This is a genomic window from Streptomyces aureus, from assembly GCF_000725495.1.
In the GTDB taxonomy this organism is placed as follows: Bacteria; Actinomycetota; Actinomycetes; order Streptomycetales; family Streptomycetaceae; genus Streptomyces; species Streptomyces aureus_B.
Window position 1 is genome coordinate 72,622 of sequence record NZ_JNZD01000006.1, and the last position, 23,842, is coordinate 96,463.

At 69.6% G+C, this 23,842-nt stretch carries 26 protein-coding genes; 10 read left to right on the top strand and 16 right to left on the bottom strand.

Going from position 1 to position 23,842, the window contains the following annotated elements; genetic code table 11:
• Positions 1–104: 104 nt before the first annotated feature.
• From IO36_RS13085 to IO36_RS13100, 4 genes are all read right to left on the bottom strand, one after another.
• Positions 105–1,616 carry a DUF4246 domain-containing protein gene (locus IO36_RS13085; protein WP_078943162.1) on the bottom strand — a complete coding sequence of 504 codons (1,512 nt, stop codon included), beginning with the start codon at positions 1,614–1,616 and terminating at the stop codon, positions 105–107.
• A gap of 168 nt (positions 1,617–1,784) precedes the next feature.
• The gene (locus IO36_RS13090) at positions 1,785–2,537 is read right to left on the bottom strand and encodes a hypothetical protein (protein ID WP_245173252.1); all 753 of its coding nucleotides are present in this window, start codon (positions 2,535–2,537) and stop codon (positions 1,785–1,787) included.
• Between the two features lie 227 nt (positions 2,538–2,764).
• A complete protein-coding gene (locus IO36_RS13095) occupies positions 2,765–3,361 on the bottom strand; it encodes an NADPH-dependent F420 reductase (protein ID WP_037619648.1) in 597 nt (198 codons plus the stop codon).
• A 232-nt stretch (positions 3,362–3,593) separates the two neighbouring features.
• Complete coding sequence (locus IO36_RS13100; RefSeq protein ID WP_037619649.1) at positions 3,594–4,412, bottom strand: 3'(2'),5'-bisphosphate nucleotidase CysQ; 819 nt, start codon at positions 4,410–4,412, stop codon at positions 3,594–3,596.
• Between the two features lie 137 nt (positions 4,413–4,549).
• On the opposite strand from IO36_RS13100, the gene IO36_RS13105 reads away from it, so the two are divergent.
• From IO36_RS13105 to IO36_RS13115, 3 genes are all read left to right on the top strand, one after another.
• Positions 4,550–5,458, top strand: coding sequence for a LysR family transcriptional regulator (locus IO36_RS13105; protein ID WP_037619650.1), 909 nt, complete (start codon positions 4,550–4,552; stop codon positions 5,456–5,458).
• Positions 5,459–5,811: 353 nt separating this feature from the next.
• Positions 5,812–6,429: a hypothetical protein gene (locus IO36_RS13110; protein WP_037619651.1), complete on the top strand. Its 618-nt coding sequence runs from the start codon at positions 5,812–5,814 to the stop codon at positions 6,427–6,429.
• A 397-nt stretch (positions 6,430–6,826) separates the two neighbouring features.
• Complete coding sequence (locus tag IO36_RS13115) at positions 6,827–7,579, top strand: class I SAM-dependent methyltransferase (RefSeq protein ID WP_037619652.1); 753 nt, start codon at positions 6,827–6,829, stop codon at positions 7,577–7,579.
• 63 nt (positions 7,580–7,642) lie between these two features.
• Here IO36_RS13115 and IO36_RS13120 read toward each other — a convergent pair whose 3' ends face one another.
• From IO36_RS13120 to IO36_RS13135, 4 genes are all read right to left on the bottom strand, one after another.
• A complete protein-coding gene (locus IO36_RS13120; RefSeq protein ID WP_037619653.1) occupies positions 7,643–8,263 on the bottom strand; it encodes an SMI1/KNR4 family protein in 621 nt (206 codons plus the stop codon).
• Between the two features lie 144 nt (positions 8,264–8,407).
• On the bottom strand, positions 8,408–9,298 hold the full coding sequence (locus tag IO36_RS13125; protein ID WP_037619654.1) for a GNAT family N-acetyltransferase: 891 nt from the start codon (positions 9,296–9,298) through the stop codon (positions 8,408–8,410).
• A gap of 167 nt (positions 9,299–9,465) precedes the next feature.
• Entirely contained in the window at positions 9,466–9,831 is a 366-nt protein-coding gene (locus IO36_RS13130) for a darcynin family protein (protein ID WP_037619655.1), read from the bottom strand.
• Positions 9,821–10,738: an NAD(P)H-binding protein gene (locus IO36_RS13135; RefSeq protein ID WP_037619656.1), complete on the bottom strand. Its 918-nt coding sequence runs from the start codon at positions 10,736–10,738 to the stop codon at positions 9,821–9,823. Before IO36_RS13135 ends, IO36_RS13130 begins: the two co-directional genes overlap by 11 nt.
• Positions 10,739–10,844: 106 nt before the next feature.
• Here IO36_RS13135 and IO36_RS13140 point away from each other — a divergent pair, with 106 nt between their 5' ends.
• Entirely contained in the window at positions 10,845–11,801 is a 957-nt protein-coding gene (locus tag IO36_RS13140) for a LysR family transcriptional regulator (protein ID WP_037619910.1), read from the top strand.
• 336 nt (positions 11,802–12,137) lie between these two features.
• A complete protein-coding gene (locus IO36_RS13145; protein ID WP_037619657.1) occupies positions 12,138–12,476 on the top strand; it encodes a thioredoxin family protein in 339 nt (112 codons plus the stop codon).
• Between the two features lie 70 nt (positions 12,477–12,546).
• Here the strand turns inward: IO36_RS13145 and IO36_RS13150 are convergent, their stop codons facing one another.
• On the bottom strand, positions 12,547–13,536 hold the full coding sequence (locus IO36_RS13150) for a 5'-nucleotidase (protein ID WP_051900374.1): 990 nt from the start codon (positions 13,534–13,536) through the stop codon (positions 12,547–12,549).
• Positions 13,537–13,692: 156 nt separating this feature from the next.
• Between IO36_RS13150 and IO36_RS13155 the strand changes: the two genes are divergently transcribed.
• Positions 13,693–14,385, top strand: coding sequence for a VOC family protein (locus IO36_RS13155; RefSeq protein WP_037619912.1), 693 nt, complete (start codon positions 13,693–13,695; stop codon positions 14,383–14,385).
• A 45-nt stretch (positions 14,386–14,430) separates the two neighbouring features.
• On the opposite strand, the gene IO36_RS13160 is transcribed toward IO36_RS13155, so the two are convergent.
• Positions 14,431–15,027 carry an SMI1/KNR4 family protein gene (locus IO36_RS13160; RefSeq protein WP_037619658.1) on the bottom strand — a complete coding sequence of 199 codons (597 nt, stop codon included), beginning with the start codon at positions 15,025–15,027 and terminating at the stop codon, positions 14,431–14,433.
• Positions 15,028–15,626: 599 nt separating this feature from the next.
• On the opposite strand from IO36_RS13160, the gene IO36_RS13165 reads away from it, so the two are divergent.
• Both IO36_RS13165 and IO36_RS43045 read left to right on the top strand, forming a co-directional pair.
• Complete coding sequence (locus IO36_RS13165; protein WP_037619659.1) at positions 15,627–15,938, top strand: hypothetical protein; 312 nt, start codon at positions 15,627–15,629, stop codon at positions 15,936–15,938.
• Positions 15,938–16,288, top strand: a complete 351-nt coding sequence (locus tag IO36_RS43045; RefSeq protein WP_051900375.1) for a DUF7336 domain-containing protein — start codon at positions 15,938–15,940, stop codon at positions 16,286–16,288. Before IO36_RS13165 ends, IO36_RS43045 begins: the two co-directional genes overlap by 1 nt.
• Before the next feature lie 175 nt (positions 16,289–16,463).
• On the opposite strand, the gene IO36_RS13175 is transcribed toward IO36_RS43045, so the two are convergent.
• From IO36_RS13175 to IO36_RS13190, 4 genes are all read right to left on the bottom strand, one after another.
• Entirely contained in the window at positions 16,464–16,778 is a 315-nt protein-coding gene (locus IO36_RS13175; RefSeq protein ID WP_037619660.1) for a hypothetical protein, read from the bottom strand.
• A gap of 236 nt (positions 16,779–17,014) precedes the next feature.
• On the bottom strand, positions 17,015–18,121 hold the full coding sequence (locus IO36_RS13180; RefSeq protein ID WP_051900377.1) for an NAD(P)/FAD-dependent oxidoreductase: 1,107 nt from the start codon (positions 18,119–18,121) through the stop codon (positions 17,015–17,017).
• A gap of 306 nt (positions 18,122–18,427) precedes the next feature.
• Positions 18,428–19,519, bottom strand: a complete 1,092-nt coding sequence (locus IO36_RS13185; protein WP_037619661.1) for a CU044_5270 family protein — start codon at positions 19,517–19,519, stop codon at positions 18,428–18,430.
• Positions 19,516–20,133, bottom strand: coding sequence for an RNA polymerase sigma factor (locus IO36_RS13190; protein ID WP_037619662.1), 618 nt, complete (start codon positions 20,131–20,133; stop codon positions 19,516–19,518). The genes IO36_RS13185 and IO36_RS13190 overlap by 4 nt, the downstream gene beginning before the upstream one ends.
• Positions 20,134–20,417: 284 nt before the next feature.
• Here IO36_RS13190 and IO36_RS13195 point away from each other — a divergent pair, with 284 nt between their 5' ends.
• Positions 20,418–21,338, top strand: coding sequence for an ADP-ribosylglycohydrolase family protein (locus IO36_RS13195; protein WP_425535528.1), 921 nt, complete (start codon positions 20,418–20,420; stop codon positions 21,336–21,338).
• Between the two features lie 274 nt (positions 21,339–21,612).
• Here IO36_RS13195 and IO36_RS13200 read toward each other — a convergent pair whose 3' ends face one another.
• Positions 21,613–22,257 carry a TetR/AcrR family transcriptional regulator gene (locus IO36_RS13200; protein ID WP_245173254.1) on the bottom strand — a complete coding sequence of 215 codons (645 nt, stop codon included), beginning with the start codon at positions 22,255–22,257 and terminating at the stop codon, positions 21,613–21,615.
• A 58-nt stretch (positions 22,258–22,315) separates the two neighbouring features.
• On the opposite strand from IO36_RS13200, the gene IO36_RS13205 reads away from it, so the two are divergent.
• Positions 22,316–23,191, top strand: coding sequence for a class I SAM-dependent methyltransferase (locus IO36_RS13205; RefSeq protein ID WP_037619667.1), 876 nt, complete (start codon positions 22,316–22,318; stop codon positions 23,189–23,191).
• A 124-nt stretch (positions 23,192–23,315) separates the two neighbouring features.
• On the opposite strand, the gene IO36_RS13210 is transcribed toward IO36_RS13205, so the two are convergent.
• On the bottom strand, positions 23,316–23,711 hold the full coding sequence (locus IO36_RS13210; protein WP_037619668.1) for a hypothetical protein: 396 nt from the start codon (positions 23,709–23,711) through the stop codon (positions 23,316–23,318).
• Positions 23,712–23,842: the final 131 nt, after the last annotated feature.

The window sequence follows — 23,842 nt, forward strand, 5'->3', positions numbered from 1 at the left end:
GGTCGTGGTACCCGTCACCGGCGGACACCGCCGGACCCGGCGCACACAGCGGGCCCCGTCGCTGTCAGCGGCCGGGCCCGCTGAGCCTCGGCGGAGCCGGGGCTTCAGTGCTCGCAGAGATAGAATTCCCGCTCGTAGAGCTGCTCGTTGTGCTCGTCGACGAAGAACTTGCGCTCCTGCATGAGTTGTTCACGGTACGTCTTGGCCTGCTCGAGCGTCATGGTCGAGGTGTCGGACCACGGCTGCTGGGGCGGCACGTCCGACGTCGAGACGATCTGCTCCGACGGGTCGACCAGGAAGAACGCGAGGATCTTCCGGTGTCCCGGACGGGTGTCGTCCTCGAGGCGGAACGAACCGACACTGTGCTGCAGCATGTTGGGGAACGCGAGGCACCTGCCCTCCGGCGTCGACGCCGATCCCAGCACCTGGTTCAGCGCGCCCATGTCCTCCAGGCCATAGACCTCGCGCACACCGTTGTCGTCGTTCTGCTCGTAGTCCGGGTCGTCGAGCGCCGCACGGAAACTCAGCCGGCTCTCGGTGATGTTCTCGTTGTCCCAGTAGTAGATGCCGGTCGAGACGATCCGCTCGTTCAGCATCCCCTCGACGTGCCAGGAACCGCCCGGGTACTCGGGCTTGTCCGGGGTGAGATGGATGGTGGCCAGCTTGACGATGACCTGGAGACGCCGTCCGCGCAGATCGACCCGGGCGGACGCGTCGGGCGACTCGGGCGCGGTGAATTCCGGGGCGTCCGGGACGGTCGGGCGGCGGCTGTTCCACCATTCGTCCTGCGCCTCTCCCCAGACACGAACGGCTTCCGCGTAGGAGGCGTCGTCCTCGTAGGAGGACTTGTCGGGGTAGTCCGGTTCCTGCGACTCGTACCACCCGAACGGATCGGCCTTGATCCGCGGGGGCCGCGGGTGGCGCAGATCGGTGAGGACGTTCTCCAGCAGCGGCCGCATGCGCCCGAGCAAGTCAGGGAGTACCGCCGCCAGTTCGCTGTGCCGGTCGGGGTGGACGTTGTTGACGTACGAGCGGAAGGCGACGTCGCCGTCCACGCTGACGTCGACGTCCGTCGGCAGCCACTGGAACTTCTCGGAGAACTCGTACTTCGAGAAGCGGCCCGTCGGGTTCTCCCAAGCCCGCTCGGGGGCGCCGCTCGCCTCCTTCACCAGACAGAACAGGGAGGGGTGAACCAGATCCAGTACGAGCCCGTCGGATCCGGGGTGCCAGTCCCGTTCCTCCTCGGGGACGTCCTCCAGCACCCGCACCGCCTCGCGCAGCCGGGTCCTGAGCTGTTCGTCGACGAGCGTGTCCGACTGCCACACCCCGTCCACGGCGGACGCCTCGACACCGGTGCTTCCGTCGCGCAGCGCGGCGTAGTGGGCGAGTTCGGCCAGCACGTAACGGACCTGGGCTTCCGTGAGGCCCTGGGCGATCGCTTCCTGCGTCCACCTGGCGACGAGCTCGGCGTCGTTCATCTTGTCGAACCATCGGGGCTTCGCCCTGATGTGGGCGCTGCACTGCATCATCTGCAGTTCCCTCAGCGTCCGGGGACTCGCGAACGATATGGACGAGGAAGCATTGAAGGGCAGCGGAAAGGCAGTCAGGCCGGTCAACTCGGTGGGTCCTTCGCGTCGGTGTGCGGTGACGGGAAGACTACTTCGGGGGACTGACACCGCAGCCGAGGCGCCCGATGGGCCGTACCGCCTCGTCCTACGACGAGTCGGCCTACGACGGGTTGGCCTACGACGGGTTGGCCTACGACGGGTCGGCGGCGCATGGCCTCAGCCGAGCTTCCTCAGCACGTCGTCGACGGTGGCCCGGTACTTCCGCAGCGCCTTCAGCCCGGCGGTGTACCGGTCGCGGTGCCCCGCGATGTCCACGGCCTGCTCCCGCTCCTGTACGGCGTGCCAGAGTTCGGCCGTGTGGTGACGGCGCTTGCAGGTCACGTCCGCGACCGCGGTGTCCCGCTCCCGCCGAGTGTGCCGGGTGTTGCCGTCGCTCCCCCGTCGCCAGGCGGTGTCCGTGTAGGCCGCGACGGGGTCGGGATAGCGCGAGAACCCTTGTTCCGCCACGCAGCGGGACCACGTCTCCCAGGCGGCGCGGAGCCGCGGGTCCCGCTTGACCGCCTTGTCGATGTCGACAGCCCTTGTGCTCGCGTAGAGCCAGTCCCGTTTGGCGTCGATGCCCCGCATGAGCCGCCGGTTCGCGTCGGCGTTGCAGCCGGGGTAGTCCTGGTACTCGGCGTCGGACATCCGGCGGTCCTTGGGCTGCGATTCCGTCGACCGCGCGGGATCCCAGCCGTAGCCCCAGCGGCGGGCTTCGGCGAGATCCAGCACGCCGTAGTCCGTGCCGACCGCCGTGGCGACGATGGGGTCGCTGGGGAAGCGGGGGTCGAGCGGGAAGTCCGGGTGGCCGTGCTCGGCCATGCACTGTCGGACCAGCAACGCCGAAGCGCGCCGGGACTGTTGGTAGTCCTGTGGGGTGAAGTGGTAGCGGTCGGCCGGAAGTGGGCCGAGGTCCGAGCTGCTGTCCACGAGCCCAGGGCGTTGTGCACCTGAGGCACAAATCGCTGCCAGCAACACCACGGCACCCAGCCGCCACCCCCGCCTCATCATACGAAAGATGTTAGTAGTGCCCCGGTTCACGCTGCGGTGAGGGTGACGGGCCCGGCCGCCTGACCCGGTCCGGGCCCGTCGTTGGGCCGGACTATAACCCGTCCACCAGGTTCGATGGCACAGGTGTCCGCGTGGTGGGTGGCGGCTCAGCGGGCGATCGAGATCGCGAAGGGCGTGAAGCCGCTGGTTCGGATGACATGCGGTACGAACAGGATCGCGGCCTCCGTGGCGCGGGCGGTCTCGATTCCACCGAGATCAGTGATCCACTCCTCGCGCCAGCCGAGGTCTTTCAGCAGGTCACGCACGGTCTGCTTGGCCCACGGGTCCTCGCCGGAAAGAAAGGCGTCGGGCGCCTGGGAGAGCGCGCCCGGCGCTGTCATCACCGAGAAGAGCATGGTGTTGAGTGTCTTGACGACGCTCGTTTCGGGGAGCGCTTCCTGAAGGTGCTCGGCGAGGCTGGAGCCGGGGTAGATCAGGCCGGCGGGAAGTCCGTCGGGGCCGTCGGCGGTGGCGTTGGAGACGTCGACGAGGATCCTGCCGCGCAGTTCCTCGCGCAGGGCCGCGAGCCGGTCCAGCGAGTCGGAGCCCGGGGTGGCGTTGATGACGATCCGGGCCGCCCGGGCGGCGGCGGCTGCGGCGCCCGGGGTGCTGTCCGCCACGGTCACCTCATGCCCCGCCCGGGTGAGGGCCGTGGCCAGGGTGCCGCCGACGCGGCCGTTTCCGAGAACTGCGATCTTGGTCATGGTGATGTGGTCCGTTCGTTGGCGCGGGTGATTTCGTGCGGGTGATTTCGTGCGGGTCGTCGTGCCTGGTCAGTGTGAGAGTGCGGTGGTTTGGGTTGGCTTGGGGTGCGGCGCTGGCGCGCGTGCGGGCGGCGGGCCCGGCGGGGCGGGTGATGGTGCCTGGTCAGCGCGAGAGGGTGCCCACGGCCTGGGCGTGGACGCCGGGCGCGGTGGCGCGCGTCGGGGTGCGCGGTCAGCGCGAGAGGGTGGCCACGGCCTGGGCGTGGACGCCGGGCGCGGCGGCCAGGAAGCTCTCGCTGTGCGGAGTCCAGGGTCGGCCCTCCGCGTCGGAGATCTGTCCGCCGGCTTCGGTGACGAGCAGTGCCCCCGGCAGCAGGTCCGCGCGGGCGCCGGCGAACTGCCAGAAGGCGTCGATCCGGCCGGCGGCGACGTTCAGCAGGTGCAGGGTCGCGGGCACGGCGGTGCGGACGACGAGGGCGTCGAAGAGCATCGCGGTGATCGAGGAGCCGACGCGACGTACGACCTCGTCGTCCTCGTCCGGCCGGGCCTGGCTGGTGGCCACGATGCTCAGTCCGAGGTCCGCGGTCCGGGAGACGTGCAGCGGCCGGCCGTCGAGGTGGGCGCCCGCCCCGGCACGCGCGGTGTACGTCTCGCCGGTCAGCGGCAGGTGGACCGCGGTGAGCACCGGCTGGTTGTCACGCACCAGGGTGGCGGTCACCGCCCATTCGGGGAGGGCGTGCAGGTGGTTGACGTTGCCCTCGGCCGGATCCACGACCCACCATTCGCCGGGCGGCAGCGCCCCGCCGTCCAGCTCGTCCTCCACCCAGCCGGCGTCCGGCCGCAGGTCGGTGAGGCGGGGGCGCAGGATGTCGAGGGCCGTGTCGTCGTTGACGGCGAGCGCGCGCATCAGCTCCTCGCGGGTGCGGTAGGGGACCACCTCGCCGTAGCGCTCGAGCAGTGCCGCACCGGCGTCGCGCACGGCGATCGCGGTCCGGTCGAGCAGCTCGGCGTCGAAGGCGGCGACGTCGGTGGTCTGAAGGGTTTCGGACATGACGGAACTCCCTTGTGAGGATGGGTGATTGGGCTGGTGGAGCGATGCGGTTCGTTGCGTCCTGCGCTCTTGTCTCGACGGTATAGAGGCGCTGGATTAACATCAAATGCATGTAAAGCACGGATAGCATTACTCGCATGCAATTGGATCTGAACCTGCTCACCGCCCTCGACGCGCTGCTGGAGGAGGGGAGCGTGGCCGGAGCGGCGGCACGCCTGCACGTCACCGCCCCCGCGATGAGCCGGAGTCTGGGCCGTATCCGGCGTACGACCGGGGATCAGATCCTGGTGCGCACCGGCCGCACGATGACCCCCACCCCGTATGCGATCGCCGTCCGGGAAGAGGTGCACGAACTGCTGCACCAGGTCCACGGCGTGCTCGCACCGAGCCGCGAACTCGACCTGGCGACGCTGGAACGCACCTTCACGCTCCGCTGGCACGACTCCCTGGTCGCCTTGGGCGGCCCCTCACTGCTCGCGGCCGTCCGCCAACAGGCACCCGGTGTGCGCTTGCGCTTCGTCGCCGAATCGAGCATCGACACACCGGAGTTGCGGCGCGGCGAGGTCGACCTGGAGGCGAACGCCAACCGCCCGAGCGCCCCCGACATCCGCGCCGAGAGCGTGGGCGAGACGCGCCTCGTCATCGTCGTACGGCAGGGGCACCCCCTCACCCGCGTCAAGGCCGTCACCGCGAAGCGGTACGCCGCCGCCGAGCACGTCACCGTCTCGCGCCGCGGAAACCTCAGCAACGCCGTCGACGACGCCCTCGCGTCCCTCGGTCTCACCCGCCGCGTGGTGGCCACCGCGCCCACGGAGGCGGCCGCGCTGGAGTTCGCCCGTGGCTCGGATCTCCTGGTCGACGTGCCCGAAGCCACCACGCGGTCGGCCGTCGCGGACCTCGGCCTGACCGTGCTGCCCCTCCCGCTCGACCTGCCACCGGCATCGATCTACCTGTCGTGGCATCAGCGCTACGACACCGACCACGCCCACGCCTGGCTCCGCGGGCTGGCCCGCACCGCGCTGGCCGTGCGCGGAACGTCGCCGTAGGGCGCCATCGTCGGGCCGCTTCACATGCCTATACGGCGGTGCGTACGGGGATGGCGACTGGGCCGGCCGCTGTCCGGCACCTCATCGGACCACAGTCCCGACACGGCCGGCGGCCGCCTCGCACAGCCGGCGGTCCATGACCGCGTCGAGGCCCCCCTTGCCCTGACGGCCCACGGCTGGGGGACCCTCGAGGCTACCGAGGCCGTCCCGACCGATGTAGTCGTTGCCAGTTCCAACTCACGGCGAGCGCAGGGCACTTCGGGTTCGCGCACCGCCTACGTCTCCGAGGACTATTTCCGTTGGCCCGCGGCTTCGCTGCCGCGTAAGGTCACCGCGTCCCAGGAGGTGACGCCGTGACCACGTACGGCACGATTCTGATTCCCCTACCGCTGTCACAGGCGGCGCCCGTCCTGGGTGAACTCTGCGCCGCCGGATACGCACTCCCTGCCGGGCCGCGCTTCTGCCTGGCCCATCCGGACCGGTCCGTCGACGACAACAGTGTCTTCGCGCTCGCCGGACCGATCAGCGCCGCGTTGGGCACTCCGGTGCTGGCCGCCTTCCAGTACGACGGCGACCGACTGGAGTTGGAAGTCTGGCGGGACGGTACACGCGCCCATCGCTACGACTCCTGGCCGGTCCGGGACGACGATGACGCCGACGACGTACCCGTGGGCGCCGACCCCGACGCGTTCCTTGCCTTCGCCGCCGGCCCCGTGGACCGACACCGCCTGGCCTCCGCGCTCGCGGACACCCCGATCGACCCACGCGACATGGACGTCGACGGCGACCCGGGCTACGTATGGGCCCAGGCCCTGCACTGGGACGTGCTGCACGCGCTCGGCCACGCGGACGAGACGATCCGCCGTGCGCAGTGGGACTGCTTCCACATCCGCCGCGCACCGCAGGCATACGAGGAGGCGCTGGACGGCACGAAACTCCTCGTCCTGGGAACGACCGACGCCCCGCCCTGACACCCGCGACGACCAACGAGGCGACGGCGACTGGGCCCTTGGGGGTCGTCCGATGCCTGAGGCTGCCGAGCGGGCGGCGGTCGGTGTCGGCGGCCCGTTTCCTGAATTTGCGGCCGGTCTTGCGCCGGTTGTGTTCCTGCTGCCTCATCAAGCAATACTCACCCGCTGGGCACCACAGAATGACTCGTCGAAATAGTCTCCCCTCAATAGCCGAGGATGGCCCCGTCCCGGCCTCCGACGACAGGCTGAGCGAACGCGGAGTCGGGGTCCGGAGTGGGCCGCTCGCCAATGACTTCCGAGGCTCGTAGCCGCCGGTTCCAGCCATCGCCTTACACCTTCTGACCTGGTCCTTTACCGTCCTCGCTCCTATCATCGCGTAGGTCGAAAGGGGGGCCGGATGAACCGGACCGTACGCAGCGTCGAGGACGTTCTAGCGCTCTTGGACGGGCTCTTCGCATCCGAATCGGAGGCCGGGCGCCTGGGAACGGGCGACGGCAAGGACTTCTGGGACCGCTTCTATGCCGACCGGTCAAGGCCGGTCCCGTTCTTCGTTTCGAAGCCGGACGAGAACCTGGCCGCCCATCTCGACCGGGGCCTGATCGCTCCCTGCCGGGCCCTGGACCTGGGATGCGGTGCGGGCCGCAACGCGCTTTACCTCGCCTCGCGCGGCTTTCAGGTGGATGCCGTCGACCTCTCCCCGGTGGCCACCGCCTGGGGCAAGGACCGGGCTCAGGAAGCCGGGGTCGACGTCCGCTTCCTCTGCGGTGATGCTTTCACCCTTCCCGCGGCCGAGTTGAGCGGCCCGTACGACCTGGTCGTCGACTCGGGATGCTTCCACCACCTGCCGCCGCACCGCCGGACCAGTTACCTGGGTCTCCTCGACCGGGTCCTCGCTCCTGGCGGCCACCTCGCCCTGACGAGCTTCGCCGCCGGAGATGGGGGAATGGGGTCGGAACTCACCGATGCGGAGCTTTACCGTAGAGGCGATCTGCAGGGTGGCCTCGCCTACACCCCCGAGTCGCTGCGCTGGATCTTCTCCGACCTGGTGGAGGTGGAACTGCGCCGCATGCGGGAGGAGCCCCCGGAGTCGGAGCTGTTCGGCGTGACGTTCCTTTGGACGGCCTTGTTCCGCCGGGGCGCGGCTGCCTGAAGCGACGCCCGCCCCCTCACGACGGCTGAGACACGGTGCTCCCGACCCTGACTCGGCGTTCCTTCAACCACCTGGGGCATGCGAACGCCGTGCGTTCCGGGCTGTGGCCCGGGGACCCCAAGAGGTGTTCGCGACGGTTGCCGGAGAGGTCAGCCCCAGTGCGGGGTTGTCCTTGCCGTCCCGCATGTGGTTGAGCCAACGCTCGTACCAGCTCAGGAAGTCCGGTGCCGAGGAGACGTTCGGACACCAGAAGCCCTCCGCGTTGCCGGTGACCACACGGCCGGTAAGGGGACCGGTCACTCCGATGAGGCACAGATCGCTGCAGCCCATCTCGATGACGTGGAGGAACAGGTCACCCGGCGGTGCGTCCGGGTGGTCCACATGAGTGAATCCCCGCGAACTGCCGTCCGACGGCTTTGGGTTCATCGTGAACAGCCTGCACTGGTCCAGCGGAAGGAGGCCGTAGAAGGGGCCGGCACCGCTGCCCCCGACGTCGATGAGGAACGCTCTGTAAGCCGCCGGCAGGACGATGTGATGTTCCGCCTCGAAGGCGTCGGCTTCCGAGGAGTTGATGCGTGGGCCGAGGCGGAACTGATGGTGCTCTTCGCACACGGAGTGGCTGCGTTGCGCCTGGTACGGCGTCCTCGCCAGCTTGGAACGTATGCGGGCTGTACGGGAGTCCATCGGTGGAGCTCTTCTCTCGTCATTGAGACCTTACCGATCGGTTCGCACTGACACACCACCGAGGGTCTGGAGAACGCCAGCCCGGGATCCGCTCTCCGACCTCAAGTGCACCGATCTCAAGGCGCGAGGCCGAGGAGACGAGAGCTAGTCGGCTTCTGGTGTGCCGTAGGCGAACCTGTAGCCGGTGAAGTCGGTGAGGTGGACGTATCCGATGCGTTGGTAGAGGGCGTTGCTGGTGGGGTTGGCCGGGTCCGTGAACAGGACGACGTCGGTCGCGCCCGCGGCCAGTGCGGCGCGGCTCACCTCGACCGTCACGGCACCCGCGTAGCCGCGACCGCGCAGGTGGGCCGGTGTGTAGACGGGGTCCACCCGGATCATGCCGCCGACCATCGAGGTCGCGGCGGCCATGGAGACGGGAGTGCCGTCGGGGGTCTCCCAGAACGTGAAGTGTCGGTCGCCGAAGCGCGAGTCGGACCAGGCGCCGGCGTCGATCAGGTCGATGGACCGTTGCTCTCCGACGGCGACGCAGAACGCACGACACCAGCGCACGACGACTTCACGGTCCTGCGGGCCCGCATGGCGCCCTTGGCCTTCGGGGCTCGGCCGGGGCGTCGCCAGTGTCCCGAGGCGGTAGAGGTGCGTCCGCCAGAAGGGGTCCGGTGTCGTGCCGCCCGTGCGCTGCTGCCACGCGTCCGCGAAAGCGGTGGCGGTGTCATGGTCACCGAGGACGCCGGAGGGGAAATGGCCGAGGGCGGCCAGGCGAGCGGCGAGGGCGCCCGCCCGGCCCGTGGACAAACTGGTGATCCACAGGTGCCCGCCCGGCCTGCGATAGAAGACGGCGCAGACCTCGCCTCCTGACTCCAGCACGCCGAAGAGGGCCGCCTCGGCATCCTGCGCGTCAGCGCCGCCGGCCCTCAGCTTCTCGATGTCGGTCAGCGGAGTGTTGTGCAGTGCGGGCCGCGAACGCAGAAAGGCTCCGGCTCGAGCGAGGAAGTCGTCGATGTCTTCGGTGAGGTGCCAGTCATCCGGGAGCATGCTTCATGATCCCGGATGACTGGCATCCGGTGAGCGGTTTCGTCGGAGGCTCGTCGTCACCACAGGTGCCACCTCACCCGCAGAGACGCGGACCAGCCCGCGCGTGTCCGTCCACATCCGTCGTCCGAGTCACCGCAGTCACGTCGCGGCCCCGCCGGCGAGTGGCGTCACGTGGCGATGGTGGCCACCGGCTCCACATCGTAGGTGCGGGCGTAACCATTTTCGATGCCTACGAGCAGGTCGACGACGATGAAGTAGCGGTCCCAGAAGGGGGTTTCGCGCAAGGCGTCGATCAGCAGGCGGTAGGCGTCGTGGTCGTCCGCCTCCCAGACCCATACGTCGGTCACGCGCGCCGAGTAGAACTCCGTGTCGTAGAAGCGGGAGCGGACGCCACTCGTGCGGGCCTCGATCACCGGGACGACCTGGGTGGAGAAGGCATGGATACGTTCGGCCACGGTCATCGCCAGCCACTCTGGTGTCGTCTTGACCAGCATGAAGGCGGTGAGGGGCGACTCGGTTCGGTCAGCGGGCATCGACGGGCTCCTGCGGGGCGAGGACGGCGGGCTTGAGGGTCTGCGCGCACCACTGCGCGAATGTGGTGGTCGTTCCGGCCTGTGCCGAGCGATCGACGCCCGCGTCCAGGCCCTGGTCCTTGGCGCGTTTCATGTCGACCACGCCCTCGACGAACGCCTCGTTGAGGCCGTAGCCGAGAAAGGTGGACCGCAGCTCGTCGAGAGGCTGACGCCGGTAACGGACCGGGCGGCCCAGTTCCTCGGTCATGATGCGGGCCAGGTCGTCGGGTGACAGGTCCTGCGGGCCGAGCACCGGCACGCTGCCGACGCCGGTCCAGGAACGGTCCAGCAGCAGTCCGGCCGCCGCCGCGGCGATGTCGGCTACGGCGACCATCGGGGCCGGGCGGTCCGCGGCGGCGGTGTCGGTGAAGACGCCGTGGTCGCGGATCGAGTCGGCCTCCTCCAACAGGTTCTCGAAGAAGGACGGGTTGGCCAGGGCACGGTAGGCGACGCCGGAGTCGGCGATCAGGTCGTCCATGGCCAGGGACGACGTCACCAGCCCGGCGCGGGCGGCCAGCGGGGTGCCGCGCCCGAGCGCCGAGACCCCGACGACATGGCCGACACCGTGGGCGGCGAACGCCCGCGCGGCCGGGCGGGTGAAGCCGCTGTACGCCTCGTCGGGCGTGACCGAGGCGTCCGGTGGCACCAGCCAGAAGACGGCGTCGGCCCCGGCGAAGGCGCGGGCGACGATCTCGGCGTCCCCGTGCGAGCCGGCGACCACCTCGACCCGTCGGCGCACGGCTTCGGGAAGCCGGCCGGGATCTCTGGCCACCAGGCGAAGTTCCTCTCCGTGCGCGGGCGCGGACTCGACCAGGAGCGACAGCAGTCGGCGGCCGATGTTCCCCGTGGGGGCGGTAATGACGATCATGAAAACCTCGTGCTCGGGTGTCCGATCAGTGGGCCCCTTCATCGTGCGGACGCCAACCGCTTTGCCACAATGGGAACTTCAGCAACCCATCATTGCCTGGAACGGAATAATCCCGGTGACCAGCCCAGCAGCGAACCTCGACGCCAATCTCGCCGTCGCCCTCGACGCCCTCCTGACCGAGCAGAGCGTGACCCGTGCCGCCGCGCGCCTCCACACCTCCCCCGCGGCGATGAGCCGCACCCTGGCCCGGCTGCGACGGGTGCTCCAGGACCCGCTCCTGGTACGGGCGGGCCAGGCGATGGTGCCCACCCCGCGCGCCGAGGCACTGCGGGGTGAGGCCGCCGCGGTGGTGCGTCGGCTCGAGGAGCTGCTGACCCCGAGTGGCGGGATCGACCTCGCCGCGCTACGGCGTACGTTCACGGTGCAGGCGGCCGACCTGGTGGGCGCTGCGCTGGCACCGGGCCTTCTCGGGCTGGCCCGGAGCCAGGCGCCGGGCGTCTCGCTGCGGGTGCTGGCCGAGGAGTGGGAGGCGGGCCCCGCACTGCGCGAGGGCCGGATCGACCTGGAGATCGGATCCATCGACCACGTCGACCCGGAGACCCGCGTCGAGGAGCTGGTCACCCTGCGGATGGCAGCCGGCGTCAGGACCGGGCACCCGCTCACCGAAGGCCCCCTGACGGCGGCGGGGCTGGCAGCGGCCGAGCACGTGACGGTCAGCCGCCGGGGACGGTTCACGGGCCCGCTCGACGCCGCCTTGGCCGAGCAGGGGCTCAGCCGACGGGTCGGCGCCACCCTGCCCGGGCATCTGGCGGCCATGTCGCTGGCCGCGGCGAGTGACATGGTCTGCCTGGTACCGACCGCGCTGCCGGGCGATCCTCTCTCCCCGCTCACCCACCCTGCGCAGGCGCTGGGGCTGCGCCTGCTGGACATCCCGCTTCCGCTGCCACCGCTGACGATCGGCATGGCCTGGCACCCGCGCCACTCCGCCGACGGGGCCCACCAATGGCTGCGCGCGGCCGTGCGGCGGGTCCTTCGCCCGACATCGGCGGAAACGGGATCGTAGACAGGAAGCGGGTGTGCCGCTCAGAGGGCGTCGCGCACAGGCAGTCCGTGAGCGGAGGACGGCACGGGCGCGGACGCGCGGGCGCGGGCGCGGGCAGGGGCACGGGCAGGGGCACGGGCTCACAAGGGCCTGATCGCAGGTCGTCGACGAGACCACACGGGTGGATCGCCCCGGAGCGAGGGAACACCACAGCGGTCCCGCCCGGCCGCACGGGTACCTCTCGGCCTCACGGGTACCTCCCGACGGCGCGGGCTGCCCGACGGCACCGGTCAGGCCCACCCCACCCCGCAGGGCATCATGGGGACGCAACGACGAAACGTGAGCTCAGGAGCTTCCATGGCAAAGCGGGTGCACCAGCCCCGTGAGGACGCGGAGTTCGACTTCGTCCTCAGGATGAGCGCGGTCCCGGTCCTCGCCTACTTCACCGGGACGTGGCCCAAGGCGATCGAGCCCTGCCGCGCGATGGACCTTGTCGTGGGGGCCGTCGCGGAGGAGTACGCCGGCCGGGTGACGGTCGTCCGTACCGACATCACCCGCTGTCCGGTCGCGACCAAGCGGTACGAGGTCACCGGAGCCCCGTCCCACGTTCTCCTGAAGGGCGGAGAAGCGGTGGCGGACGGCAGCGGGCCCGTGCCTCTGGCTGAGCTACGGGACTTCCTGGACAGCCACCTCTGAGTGCGCGCCGACCCGTTCCTGCTCATGGATCCGGATCCGGCGTGTGGCCGTCGGCCGTATGACCGTTGCCTCATGAGGTGGTCTCGGGCGGAGGGCGGCGTGCCCGGCCGTCACTGGCCGGCGCAGGGACCTTGGGTTCGTTGATCTTCCCGAACGGGACGTGCACACTGGGTGTGCTGCGGGCGGTGCCGGTCAGGTGGCCGACCTGGTCGTCGAAGAATATGTGCGGCCTGAGGACCTCCATGATGGCGCTCTTGTCGATGCCGCCGAGGAAGAAGGCGTCGTTGACGGTCACGCCCCAGTTCTTGAGGCTGCGCACCGGGCGTTCGTGAGCGGGCGCGGCCCGGGCGGTGACCAGGGAGACGTGAACGCGCATCTTGTACTCGGGGTCCTGTGCCCGTCGTTCTTCCTCGCGCCTCTGGAGCCGGTTGACGCCCGCGAGGAAGTCGCGCAGGGGGCCCGGGTCGTGCGGGGTGGCGGCGTTCTTCGTCTCGTGGGAGCGGAAGCCTTCGATGCCATCGGCCTGGTAGACCTGTTCAGAGGCGTCGTCGGCGAGGACCCCGTCGAAGTCGAAGGCGATCCGCAGATCCTGGTCGTCGTCCTCGTCGGCCAGGGCCGGTCCGAGCACGCGGCCGGCAGGCAGCCCGCACGCGACGGCCTCACGGACATCGCCCTCGTCGGCGGACAGGAACAGGGACATGTTCAGGGCCGGCATGAAGCGGTGGGGCGAGCGGCCCTGCATGAAGACGGCCCGGCTGATCGGCAGGTCGTGGGACTGGATGGACCGCATCACCCGTAGCCCGGTGTCGGGATCGTTGCGCGACAGGATGATGACCTCGACCAGGGGGTCCTCGGGTGAGAGGTCGTTCAGGGAGAGCAGTCTGCGGACGAAGGGGAAGGCGACGCCCTTGTCCAGCGTGTCGTCCAGGTGCTCCTCCTGGTAGGCGCGGTAGGCCTCCTCTCCCTGATCACGGAAGACGGCGTCCGCCTCCGCCAGATCGAACAGCGCGCTGGAGGCGATACCGACGACCAGACGGTTCTTGAGTTCGTAGACGGCCACGGCGTCCTCCCCCGGTGGGACATGCACAGGTCCCCATGATGCAGGCAGTGGGCGTCCGGGACGTGACCCTCGGGGCGGATGCTCAGGGCGGATCCTCGGGGCGGGTTCTCGTGGCTACCGAACTCGAAAGGGAGGCCGGGCTGCGAAGATGTGGCCATGGAGCGGAAGCTGAGTCGGCAGGAAGCGTCGGAAGCGGTCCAGGACCACGGGTGGCGCTACGTGCTGGGCACCCTGCAAACGGCTGTTCCGGTGGGCACGTTGACGCAAGGGATCACCTTGGCGGCGGAGGCTGTGGCGGCGTGCGGCGACGACGCCGATCGCCACCTCCGGGTCGACGTCCGCCCCGAGCTGGCCGTCTTCACCCTGCAGTCGTCGGACCACGCGACGGTCACCACGGTGGACGTCGATCTCGCGCGTCGGATCTCCGCCGCCGTTGAGAGGTCCGGGTTCGTGCCGGGGCCCGGACTGGGAGCGGAGGCGCCGCGGCCCGTCCAGGTTCTGGAAATCGCCATCGATGCCCTGGACATCGCCGGGATTCGACCGTTCTGGAAGGCGGTGTTGGGCTATGTGGACGAGGCCGGCGCCGAGGGTCCGGAGGATGCGCTCGTCGATCCGGTCTGGCAAGGCCCGGCCGTCTGGTTCCAGCAGATGGACCACCCGCGTCCGCAGCGCAATCGCATCCACATCGACATCAGCGTTCCGCACGACGAGGCACCCCGGCGGATCGAAGCAGCGCTGGCGGCCGGGGGCCGGCTGCTCTCGGCGACCCGCGCCCCCGCCTTCTGGGTGCTCGCCGATCTGGAGGGGAACGAGGCCTGCGTCACGACGTGGCAGGGCCGGGACGGCTGACACAGCGGGGCGGTCCGAGTCACGCGCCCGCGCTCCTTGCGCGCATCAGAACGGCTTGAAGGTCGGCTGTACGGGACCGATCTCACCGTTGGCAACCAGTTCCTCCAGGTCTTCCTGCTCCAGGAACTCCAACTCCTCCGGTGCCAGGCCGTGGTAACTGTCCACGTCAAGAAGCTGCCGCAGAAAGGTGAGCACGAAGCTTGAGAACGGGCCGTCGAATGTCTCATAGCCCTCTCCGTGGACCATCGTGACGATCTGCCACCCGTCCGGGTCGGGGTCGCAGGGCAGGAAGAAGTGCTCGTCGCCGCTGTAGTCGTATCCCCAGGAGATCAACCCACCCGGTGCGGGATGAAACGGGTACGGGAAGTACTCGACGTCACCGCTGCGCAGGGCCCTGTCGCGGCGCTCGGTGAACGTCTGGTGCGTCGTGCGCATGCGCGTCAGGAGCGGGCTCGACCCCAGGGGGTGGAAGACGACGAGCTCGCCGGACAAGACCCCGCTGCCGTACGCGTTCAGGAACCCTTTGAAGTCGCCGGGCAGGGCGGAGCCTATGTGTCCTTCGACCTCGTCCCAGTCGGCTGGATCGGCTTGCCGACGGGCGGGAGCCCCCAGGAGTGCCTGCAACTCGTCCAACGAGGACATGTACTGCTCCAAGGCTGGTCAGCGGTGATCTGCGCCGCCAATGTAGTGACCAGCCACCGGCCTGTCACGCCAAGGTCGGCAGCATCTTCATGGGCAAGCACAAGAGCCTCTGATCTCCGGCAGGCTTCAGCCCTTTGTCGGACACCATGCTGAACAACCGTACCGGGGCCTTAGCCTGGGGGGGCGGGTGACGTGGCAAGTGGCGCAAACCGCCTTGCGAGTCCGCCCCAACGGGAGCTTGGCAAAGGTCGGCTCCGCCCAGAGCCACCGTCTAGAGCTGCTCAGAGAACAGCACAGACGTGATCACCCAAATACCGTCCCTGCCTCATATGTCCAAGCCAGCCTTGCGGACGGCCTCGACCAGCAGCACGTTCCCGGCCTGCGAAATCATCGTCCGGCCGCCGCCCTCGATGCAGACACGCGGGTACGACCCAATACGCTTCTACACCTTCTTTCCCAGCAGCCAACAGGGCCCTAGACAAGTCCCATCCCTTCAGGTCAGAAGCACTCTTCGCGTTTCCGATCACCCACCGGACACCCTATGGGGCTCGAACTATGCCGCCGCCCTCGAGCATCAACCAGCAAGGAAAAATCCCGCGATGACAGACGAACACAAACCTGACGACGATCTATACGTCCTGTGGCACGCGCGCCATCTCGCGGTGGAACAGGACGAACGGGTCATCCATATCGATGCGGACGGCACCATCCACCTGGACGAGGAGGAATGGAGGATCATCGGCATTTACCCGGACCAGGCAGCCGCGGAGAGACAGTGGGAGATCTCCAGGAAGCTTCCAGGTTTCCGGGACGAACCTGATTGTTTCGAGATCGCACCCGTGACGGTGGACGAGGATTTGTGGAACGAGGGGTTCGTGACGGTGTACCCCGAAGGGCTTGGGCGAGACTGATGGAACAGACGCTCTACCTCCTGGTGCACAGGCATCACTTCGCGGACGAGCCACGTGCTCCCGCCACCGTCGACTTCATGGAAGACGGCGAGCCGCTCTTCTGGGACGACAGCGACGACAGTTTCACATTCCTCGGCCTCTACTCAAGCCGGCAACGGGCGGAACAACGCATCGAGCAGGCGCGTACCCTACCCGGATTCAGGGACCATCCGGACGGCTTCCACGTGCACGAATACACCGTGGGTCAAACACACTGGGCCGAAGGATTCCTCATCGGCAAAGAACCCACGGCTGACCAGGCACCACCGCCTCCAACCGCGATTCCCTTCGACGGTCCGCCGACTCCATAGCAGGACCGAACCGCTCTGCGCGGCCGTCCCCCTGGACCCAGACGCGCAAGTACTAACTGGTAGGCCCGGTCCCCTGGAAGGTGCTCTTTCCCCCGCAGTCGATAGGACCCTAAGCAAGTCCCATCATTGCAGGTCAAGAACATTTTCCATTTTCTGCCCCGTAACCGCTTCAACGTCAGTCGATAATGGGTCCGGCTGCCGACCAACGCTGGCCTTGGGGCCTTTGATGTCCAGACTCCAGGCGATTGCCGCTCGCATCAAGGACTGCGTAGTCGCCCACGATCTTGTGCGGGTCACCGTCCTCGTAGAGCCACACGGTGACGCAGCCCTTCGAGACGTAGGTGTCGAACCAGACATCGATCCCCTCCGCCTCAGAACGGACCGTGAGCGCCTCCCCGGGCTTCATCCAGTAGTCCTCGCAATACGGTTCGATGAAGAGACAAAGCTCGATGTCGCCCTGGTTCTCTACAGGCATACTGCTGCGGTTCACTGGTCATCCCAAAGGTCGCCCCTCTTACGCCACCGCACACTAGCCCCGCAGCCCCTTCTCGGGTGCGCTGGAGCTCACAGACGGGGCAGATTGAGGATTCCGGCGGATGTGGCTGGCGCATCCCGGTGACGCCCGGCGCGATCCGTGGTTCCCCCGAACGTGCTGGCACCTCATGCAGCGGTTCCGTCAGGGGCAGATCGGACCACCGTCGCGTACCGGTGGCATTCCTCGGACAGTCACGAGCCGAACCGCTCGGGGTGGAAGTCCGCAAGCAGCTCATCCCTCTCGCCGTTGATGATCTCCCTGGCAAGCAGGCGGCCGATCACCGGGCCGAGGGTGATGCCGCTGTGGGAGACGGCTTCGTAGTAGCCCGGCACCGACTGTACTGCTCCCACGGAGGGGAATCCGTCGGCTGGGATCGGTCGGTTGACCACACGTGTTTCTGCGATGCGGCCCCTGCCGAGATCGGGAACGACCTGCCGCGCCGACTCATGGAGCAACCGCGCGAGTTCCGCGGGGTCTTCGCCGGCGTCGATGAGTGCGTCGATCTCGCGGCTGTGCAGGACCACCGAAGCGTCTCCGTCAGGACGGATCTCGATGTGAGGCGCGTGCATGGCGCGGCGAATCGGGACCCGAGCGCAGCTGATCCGCGTGACGATGCCGGGCTCCCGGCGCATCGGCAAGTGCCGCGAGACGAGCCCGGCCACGTCGCCGGCGTCGGGCCCCGCCGCGTTCACGACGACGTTGACGTCGAGACGGCTCCCGTCGGACAGAGCAACCGACCGGATGCCCCCGTCGGCACCGATGCCGATGTCGCGGACCGTGGTGCCGAATCGGTGCTCGGCGCCGGATGTGACGGCCGTGCTCACCAGGCGGCTGACCAGATGACGTCCGTGCACCCAGGCTTCGTCGGGGTAGAACAGGACGGGACTGTCGTCGGGCAGCGTGAGAGCAGGTTCGAGGCGGCGACGCACCTCGGCCCCGGTGCAGATCTCGACCTGGTAGTTCCAACTGGTCAGGAGCTCCGCTGTTTTCAGAAGCTCTCCCGTCGCTGCGGGGTCGGCTGCCCATCGGAGGTGGCCGTCGGGATGCCACCAGGAGTCCGGACCGATGGTCCTGGCGAGCTCGCGGTGCGCTTCCATGCCCGCGACGTTCAGGTCGAAGTAGGACTTGCGCACCGTCTTGTTGCTGGCGTTGACCCACGAGAAGGACCAGTTGGTAACTCCTTCACCGGGCCTGCCGGCGTCGATGAAGACCACTTCGACGCCAAGCCGGGACAAATTCCATCCCACGCCGGCTCCGAGGAGGCCGACTCCGATGACGGCAACACGTTGAGGCTTCACCAACGGCTCGTTCCCCTCCCAGATCGCAGCAACCCGAGATTCACCGGCAGAGCCGAGCAGACGCGACCGATGGCGTCCAGATCGTTCGTACGGGGGCGGGCTCCACCTAAACGCCGTGAACCTCGCCCGGCATGAGGGCGGGCGCGGGAACGAAAAGGTCTACTTCCCCACCGGCGGAACGACGGGCAAACTCATCGCTCGCCCGGGTCAGTTCGGCGTCGTACTGATCGGCGTCGAAACAGAACGCACCGGCCCGCGGCCCGCGCCGCGACGGACGCGGGCCGCGGGGCAGGTGCCCCCTGCTGCTCAGCTGTCGGCTCCCCCCGGCTTCTCGTCGTGCCGGTCGACGACCGCGCGGCGCAGTACCGCCGTGCTGCCCGTCAGGGTGTCGGACGTGATGCCCTTGCGCTCGTCGTGGGTGATGAAGCCGCGAGCGCCGAGGAACGCGAGGCTGTGCTTGTCGAAGATCCATTCGTCGCGCGTGGCCGAGGAGGCGTCCTCGCGGGTGATGCCGATCCCGTGCCGGCCGGCCACGTCGACGGCGTCCGGGATCTGCTCGACGCCCGGTATCCTCGCGGCCGCCTTGTACAGCGCGGCGGTGTTCCGCGGGGGCATGAGCGTCTGGCTCAGCAGGTCGCCGATCAGGGAGAAGACAGCCTGTTCCCTGGACTCCCCGTCGGACACCCGGACTTCGCGGCGCAGCAGGGCGAGCAGGTCGTCGGGGTCGGTCGGCAGCGAGGACAGCCACGCGTACGTCGGATGGTCGATTCCCACCGGCACCGCGTCGGACGACTCGATGGGGATCGTCTCGTCGGGCATGACGGCGTCCTTCCCCGACTCCCGCATCCAGCCGAGGGTCTTGAGGGGCTTGGGGTCCTGCGAGGTCCAGGTCTCCACCGTGTGCGGGGCGCCGAGTTCCACGGGCCCGTCGAACGTGCCCTTGTTCTCCACCGTCAGGTTCTTGACGTACACGAACTGGTCGTCCCTGACCGGCGTGACGTCACTGGTCATGGCGGCGACGGCGATCCGGTTCAGGGTGACGGAGGCGTTCTGGGCGCGTGCGCCGACTGAAGCGGCCCGGTCCGCGGGCGCGGGGCCGTGGCCGACGCCGGTACCGGTGAGGGTGACGGCCAGCGTTCCGGCCAGCACCGTCGCGGCGAGCGGCGCCAGGACGGCCGGACGCGCCAACCGGCGGCGCGGGGCGGGGGCCGGGGCAGCGGCCAGGGGCTGTGCCGGTGTCGGCGTCGGTGCCGCGGCGGGCGTGTGGCCGAGGTCTTGGTCGATCTGCTGCATCAGGACGTCCTTGTAGTGGAGGTGTCGTCCCGGCGGGAGGTCCCATTCGGCCGGTGCGGACAGCAACTCCAGCGCGTCCTCGGTCCTGCGACCGTCGGCGTTCATCGGGTCTCCTCCTTCAGGAACAGGGCCGCGAACGCGGCCTCACTCTCCATCTCTCCGCGGGGGCCGGGAGGTTCCGTCCTCGCGTCGTCCTTCCCGGAGCTGAGCCCGGCGAGCCGGGCCCGGGCGCGCGACAGGCGCGACCGTACGGTGCCGACGGGGACGCCGAGCGTCTCCGCGGCCTGCCGGTAGTCGAGCCCGGCCGACACGCACAGCGCGAACACCTCGCGCTCATGGCGGCGCAGCCTGCTCAGCGCCTGGTGGACGAGCGCGAGCCGGCGGGCGTCGTCGATCCGTCCCGCCGTCTCCTCCGCGAAGTCCTCGACGGGCCGTGGCTGCGGACTGCGCGCGAGGAAGGCCAGCCTGCGGCGCAGACTCCGGTTGGCGTTGCGGGCCTTGTGCGTGGCGATGCCGAGCAGCCAGGGTCCCAGCGATCCTCCCTCCGGATCGACCCGGTCGCGGCCGCGCCAGGCGGCGAGGAACGTCTCGGACATGACCTCCTCGGCCTGTGACCAGTCGCCGGTCAGCCGCAGGGCATGGTTGTAGACGGCCCGCGCGTACCGGTCGTAGAGCTCGGCGAACGCCGCCCGGTCCCCGGCCCGTACCCGCGCACGCATGGAATCCGCTGGTTCTTTTTGACTCACACCCTGTACTCCCCGTACCCCGCCCGCGGTTCCTGTGGCGCGCGTCACGCCCGGGCCGGCCCGTGAACGCCCCTACCGTTCAGGGTGTCACCGGCGGCGAGCGGTCCTTGCAGACCACCCCCTGCTTCTCGACGAGGGGCGCTCGTGTGCGGAGGCATCCCGGAGGCGGTCCGGACCGGAACGGGGTGAGGTGTGCCGGGCTGCCGGTGCGTCGTGGACCCTCGGCGCGGCACGGATAGCCTGCCCGGGTGAAGCGGATGCAGCGGGTGGCGGGCGCGGTCGTCGGGTCGGCGGTGGGCGACGCCCTGGGCGGGCCGTTCGAGTTCGGTCCCGAGGAAGTGTTCTCCGCGCGCTTTCCCGTGCCCGGCGCGGGCGGTGAGATGTGCGGGGGCGGTGGCTGGGACCCCGGCGAGGCCACGGACGACACGCAGATGGCCGTCCTGGTCGCGGAGTCGCTGCTGGAGCGGGACGGACTCGACCTGCCGGACATCTTCGCCCGCTTCCAGCGGTGGGCCGCGGCGGACCCCAAGGACATCGGCCTGCAGACCGAGGACGTCCTCACCAACGGCATGCCCTGGGACCTCGCCGCCGCGATCCATTTCCAGGTCAACCAACGGGCAGCCGGAAACGGTTCCTTGATGCGGGCGTCGACCTCCGCGGTGTACTTCGCGGCGGCCGGCCAGGAGGCCAGCATGGACGCGGCCCGTCGCATCGCCGCCCTGACCCACGGTGACCGTGCCGCCTGGGAGGGCACCGCGATCTTCCACGAACTCGTCCGCGTCACCCTCGAGGACGCAGATCCCCTCAGCGCGCTGCCGGGCGTTCTCGACCTCGTCCACCCCGACCACCGGGGCCGTTACGGGACCGTCCTCGCGGCTGACTGGCACCCAGACCAGGCCACCGAGTTCAACGGCGCCGTCTGGCCCTGCCTGGGGTCCGCCGTCTGGGCCCTGCGGACGACCCGTACCTTCGAGGACGCGCTGCGCGCGGCGATCGACCTCGGCGGGGACACGGACACCGTCGCCGCGGTGACCGGGGGTCTCGCAGGGGCGTACTACGGGCTGGATGCCATCCCCGAGCGGTGGACCCAACCGCTGCATGTCCCGCTCCCGGGCTTCGAGGGACGTGTGCTGCGTCTGGCCGATCTGCTCGACCTCGCCCACCGGCTCGGAGGCTGACGGGGCTTCTGCTCAGCGATGGCGACCGTCAGCCGGATCAGGTTGGCTCGTGCGGCCGCGCGGTGCCTTCCGGTCACGGCGCCGCCTTCGGGTCGCGGGCACCTTTCCGTCGCCGGCCTCATGGTCACTGCGCTTCCGGGCGTGGCGTGGGTGCCCTCCCGTCACAGCACCTCCCGGTCACAGCACCTCCCGGTCAGACCGCCTTCCGGTCACACCGCCTTCCGGTCTCACCGCCTTCCGGTCGCGGGTGCCCTCCCGTCGAGGCGCCTCCCCGTCACGGTGCCCCCGCGGCGGTGGACGGTGTCCCCACCAGCGCCGCGACCAGCCGCCCGATCAGCGCCGCGCCGTCCTCCGGTCCCGGCCCCTGGTGCATCAGCAGGTGGTGGACCGTGCCGGTCAGGGCGAGGGCGAGCATGGGACAGTCGGCGTCCGGGGCCACGCGGCCCAGGCGCTGCTCGGCCTGCAGGTACCGCGTCATCGCCTCTTCCACGGCGCCCGGCCCGGGAGCCCCGCCCGCCCAGGCGTCCGCGACGCGCTGGGCGACCTGTCGGCGCGACACGGCGGCTGCGGCGATCACGGGTCCGTTCGCCCCGAGCATCGTGAGAGCCGCGGCGGTGAGGTTCTCCTGGACGGTGCCGGTGCCCGCCCGGTCCGGCAGCGGTCCCAGTTCGGCGGCGATCCGTGCGAACCGGTCCAGGACCAGTTGGGCCACGAAGTCGTCCAGGTCCGTGAAGTGGTTGTAGAGCAGCCCCTTCGCGCAGTCCGCCTCCTCGGTGACGGACCGGTTCGTCAGTCCGGCCGTGCCCTCCCGCGCCAGCACCCGTTCCGCCGCGGCGAAGAGCCGCTCCCTGACATCGGGGATCGCTACACCGCGCGGTGACATCGGGTCCTCCTCGTCGGCGCTTGCCAGTATGGGCAAACGCTCATACCTTGGTATGGGCAGACGCTCATACTAACTCTCCGGCAGGAGTCATCCCATGCGCGAGCTCGTCAACACCGCACAGTCGAAGGCCTGGAACGGCGACGAGGGCCGGCACTGGAGCGACCATCACGACCGCTGGAACGCCGTCAACGAGGGGTTCAACGAGCCCCTGCTGGCCGCCGCCGGGATCGGCCCCGAGGACCGGGTGCTCGACGTCGGCTGCGGAGCCGGTCAGACCACACGGCTGGCCGCCCGGACCGCAGCACGGGGGTCGGTCCTGGGCCTGGACCTGTCCGGCCCCATGCTCGACCGGGCCCGCCGGGTGGCCGCACAGGAGAACCTCGACAACATCGGCTTCGAGCAGGGCGACGCCCAGGTCCACCCGCTGCCCGAGGCGTCCTTCGACGTGGCCGTGAGCCGCTTCGGGATCATGTTCTTCGCTGATCCCGTCGCCGCGTTCGGCAACGTCGCCCGCGCTCTGCGCCCCGGCGGACGCCTCGCGTTCGTGTGCATGGCGGACCCGGCCCGCTCGGAGTGGTCCGCGGTGTACGGCAGGGTGAGCGCGGCCCTCCCTGCCGGCGCGAGCCCGTCCGTCGCGAGCCCGTCCGGTGACTCCGACGGCCCCGGCATGTTCTCGCTCGCGGACCCGCTCGTCGTACGCGAGGTTCTGACGAAGGCCGGCTTCGACGACGTACGCACCGAGGCCGTCGACGCGCTCGGGAACTTCGGACGGGACGTCGACGACGCCGCCGAGCACCTGCTGGGATCAGGGCCAGGCCGGCATCTGGTGGAAGTGCAGGAAGCGGCGGCCGGCGGGGACGCGGAACAGCGCGTGCGGGCCGCCCTGCGCTCAACCCTCGCTCCGTACGAACGGGAGACCGGCGTCCGCCTGCGGACCGGGGCCTGGCTGGTCACGGCCGTCCGTCGGTGACAGCGGCGTCCGCCGGAAGCCGGACGCGGAAAACTGGTTGCCGGAGGTCTGACGCCGGACCGGAACGCGGAGGAACAACGGGCTCGGCATCGACCGGACCAGACAGCAGCATCAAACAGCCGCATCAGGTGGAGACGAAGAACTCCTCCGGAGCGTCGTCGAGCACGAACCCGTTGTCCAGCCGGACGCGGGCCGTGACGTGGAGCATCCGGTGCTGATACGCCGTCCACTCCTCCTCCAACTCCCCCACCTGCTGCTCCAGTTGCCCTCTGCTCGCGGGCGGCATCTGGGGGCCGAAGTCGTCCAGGAGCGACTTCAGGCGCAGGTACTCGCGGACCTCGTGGCTCTGCTGCCGGTGATGCTCGTGGACCTGCTCGACCGTGCCCTCGAGGCCCGCCGACAGCGCCAGGGAGGCGGCGAAGCGACCGGGCTCCTCCGGGTCCTCGTCGGCCGGGGTCACCGCCCCGGACAACCGGAGATCGGCGGCCAGTCGTACCCGTTGGCCCACGTTCAGCGTCATCGGTCCTTCGCCCTCCTCATCGGTCACCGGCGATCCGGGACACGGGCGTCGCCAGGCGTACCGGAGCGGAAAGGATCATCCCAGACGCACCCCCGCTCCCCTACGACCACACCCCACCGGCAGCGTGCCCG

What these genes read in the sequence shown, in the direction of transcription:
- IO36_RS13095 (WP_037619648.1), bottom strand. Translation starts at nt 3,361, where the DNA reads ATGACCAAGATCGCAGTTCTCGGAAACGGCCGCGTCGGCGGCACCCTG.
- IO36_RS13210 (WP_037619668.1), bottom strand. Translation starts at nt 23,711, where the DNA reads ATGACGCTGAACGTGGGCCAACGGGTACGACTGGCCGCCGATCTCCGG.
- IO36_RS43045 (WP_051900375.1), top strand. Translation starts at nt 15,938, where the DNA reads ATGGAACAGACGCTCTACCTCCTGGTGCACAGGCATCACTTCGCGGAC.
- IO36_RS13190 (WP_037619662.1), bottom strand. Translation starts at nt 20,133, where the DNA reads ATGCGTGCGCGGGTACGGGCCGGGGACCGGGCGGCGTTCGCCGAGCTC.
- IO36_RS13160 (WP_037619658.1), bottom strand. Translation starts at nt 15,027, where the DNA reads ATGTCCTCGTTGGACGAGTTGCAGGCACTCCTGGGGGCTCCCGCCCGT.
- IO36_RS13135 (WP_037619656.1), bottom strand. Translation starts at nt 10,738, where the DNA reads ATGATCGTCATTACCGCCCCCACGGGGAACATCGGCCGCCGACTGCTG.
- IO36_RS13195 (WP_425535528.1), top strand. Translation starts at nt 20,418, where the DNA reads ATGCAGCGGGTGGCGGGCGCGGTCGTCGGGTCGGCGGTGGGCGACGCC.
- IO36_RS13205 (WP_037619667.1), top strand. Translation starts at nt 22,316, where the DNA reads ATGCGCGAGCTCGTCAACACCGCACAGTCGAAGGCCTGGAACGGCGAC.
- IO36_RS13165 (WP_037619659.1), top strand. Translation starts at nt 15,627, where the DNA reads ATGACAGACGAACACAAACCTGACGACGATCTATACGTCCTGTGGCAC.
- IO36_RS13125 (WP_037619654.1), bottom strand. Translation starts at nt 9,298, where the DNA reads ATGCTCCCGGATGACTGGCACCTCACCGAAGACATCGACGACTTCCTC.
- IO36_RS13105 (WP_037619650.1), top strand. Translation starts at nt 4,550, where the DNA reads ATGCAATTGGATCTGAACCTGCTCACCGCCCTCGACGCGCTGCTGGAG.
- IO36_RS13130 (WP_037619655.1), bottom strand. Translation starts at nt 9,831, where the DNA reads ATGCCCGCTGACCGAACCGAGTCGCCCCTCACCGCCTTCATGCTGGTC.
- IO36_RS13155 (WP_037619912.1), top strand. Translation starts at nt 13,693, where the DNA reads ATGGAGCGGAAGCTGAGTCGGCAGGAAGCGTCGGAAGCGGTCCAGGAC.
- IO36_RS13120 (WP_037619653.1), bottom strand. Translation starts at nt 8,263, where the DNA reads ATGGACTCCCGTACAGCCCGCATACGTTCCAAGCTGGCGAGGACGCCG.
- IO36_RS13185 (WP_037619661.1), bottom strand. Translation starts at nt 19,519, where the DNA reads ATGAACGCCGACGGTCGCAGGACCGAGGACGCGCTGGAGTTGCTGTCC.
- IO36_RS13145 (WP_037619657.1), top strand. Translation starts at nt 12,138, where the DNA reads ATGGCAAAGCGGGTGCACCAGCCCCGTGAGGACGCGGAGTTCGACTTC.
- IO36_RS13100 (WP_037619649.1), bottom strand. Translation starts at nt 4,412, where the DNA reads ATGTCCGAAACCCTTCAGACCACCGACGTCGCCGCCTTCGACGCCGAG.
- IO36_RS13115 (WP_037619652.1), top strand. Translation starts at nt 6,827, where the DNA reads ATGAACCGGACCGTACGCAGCGTCGAGGACGTTCTAGCGCTCTTGGAC.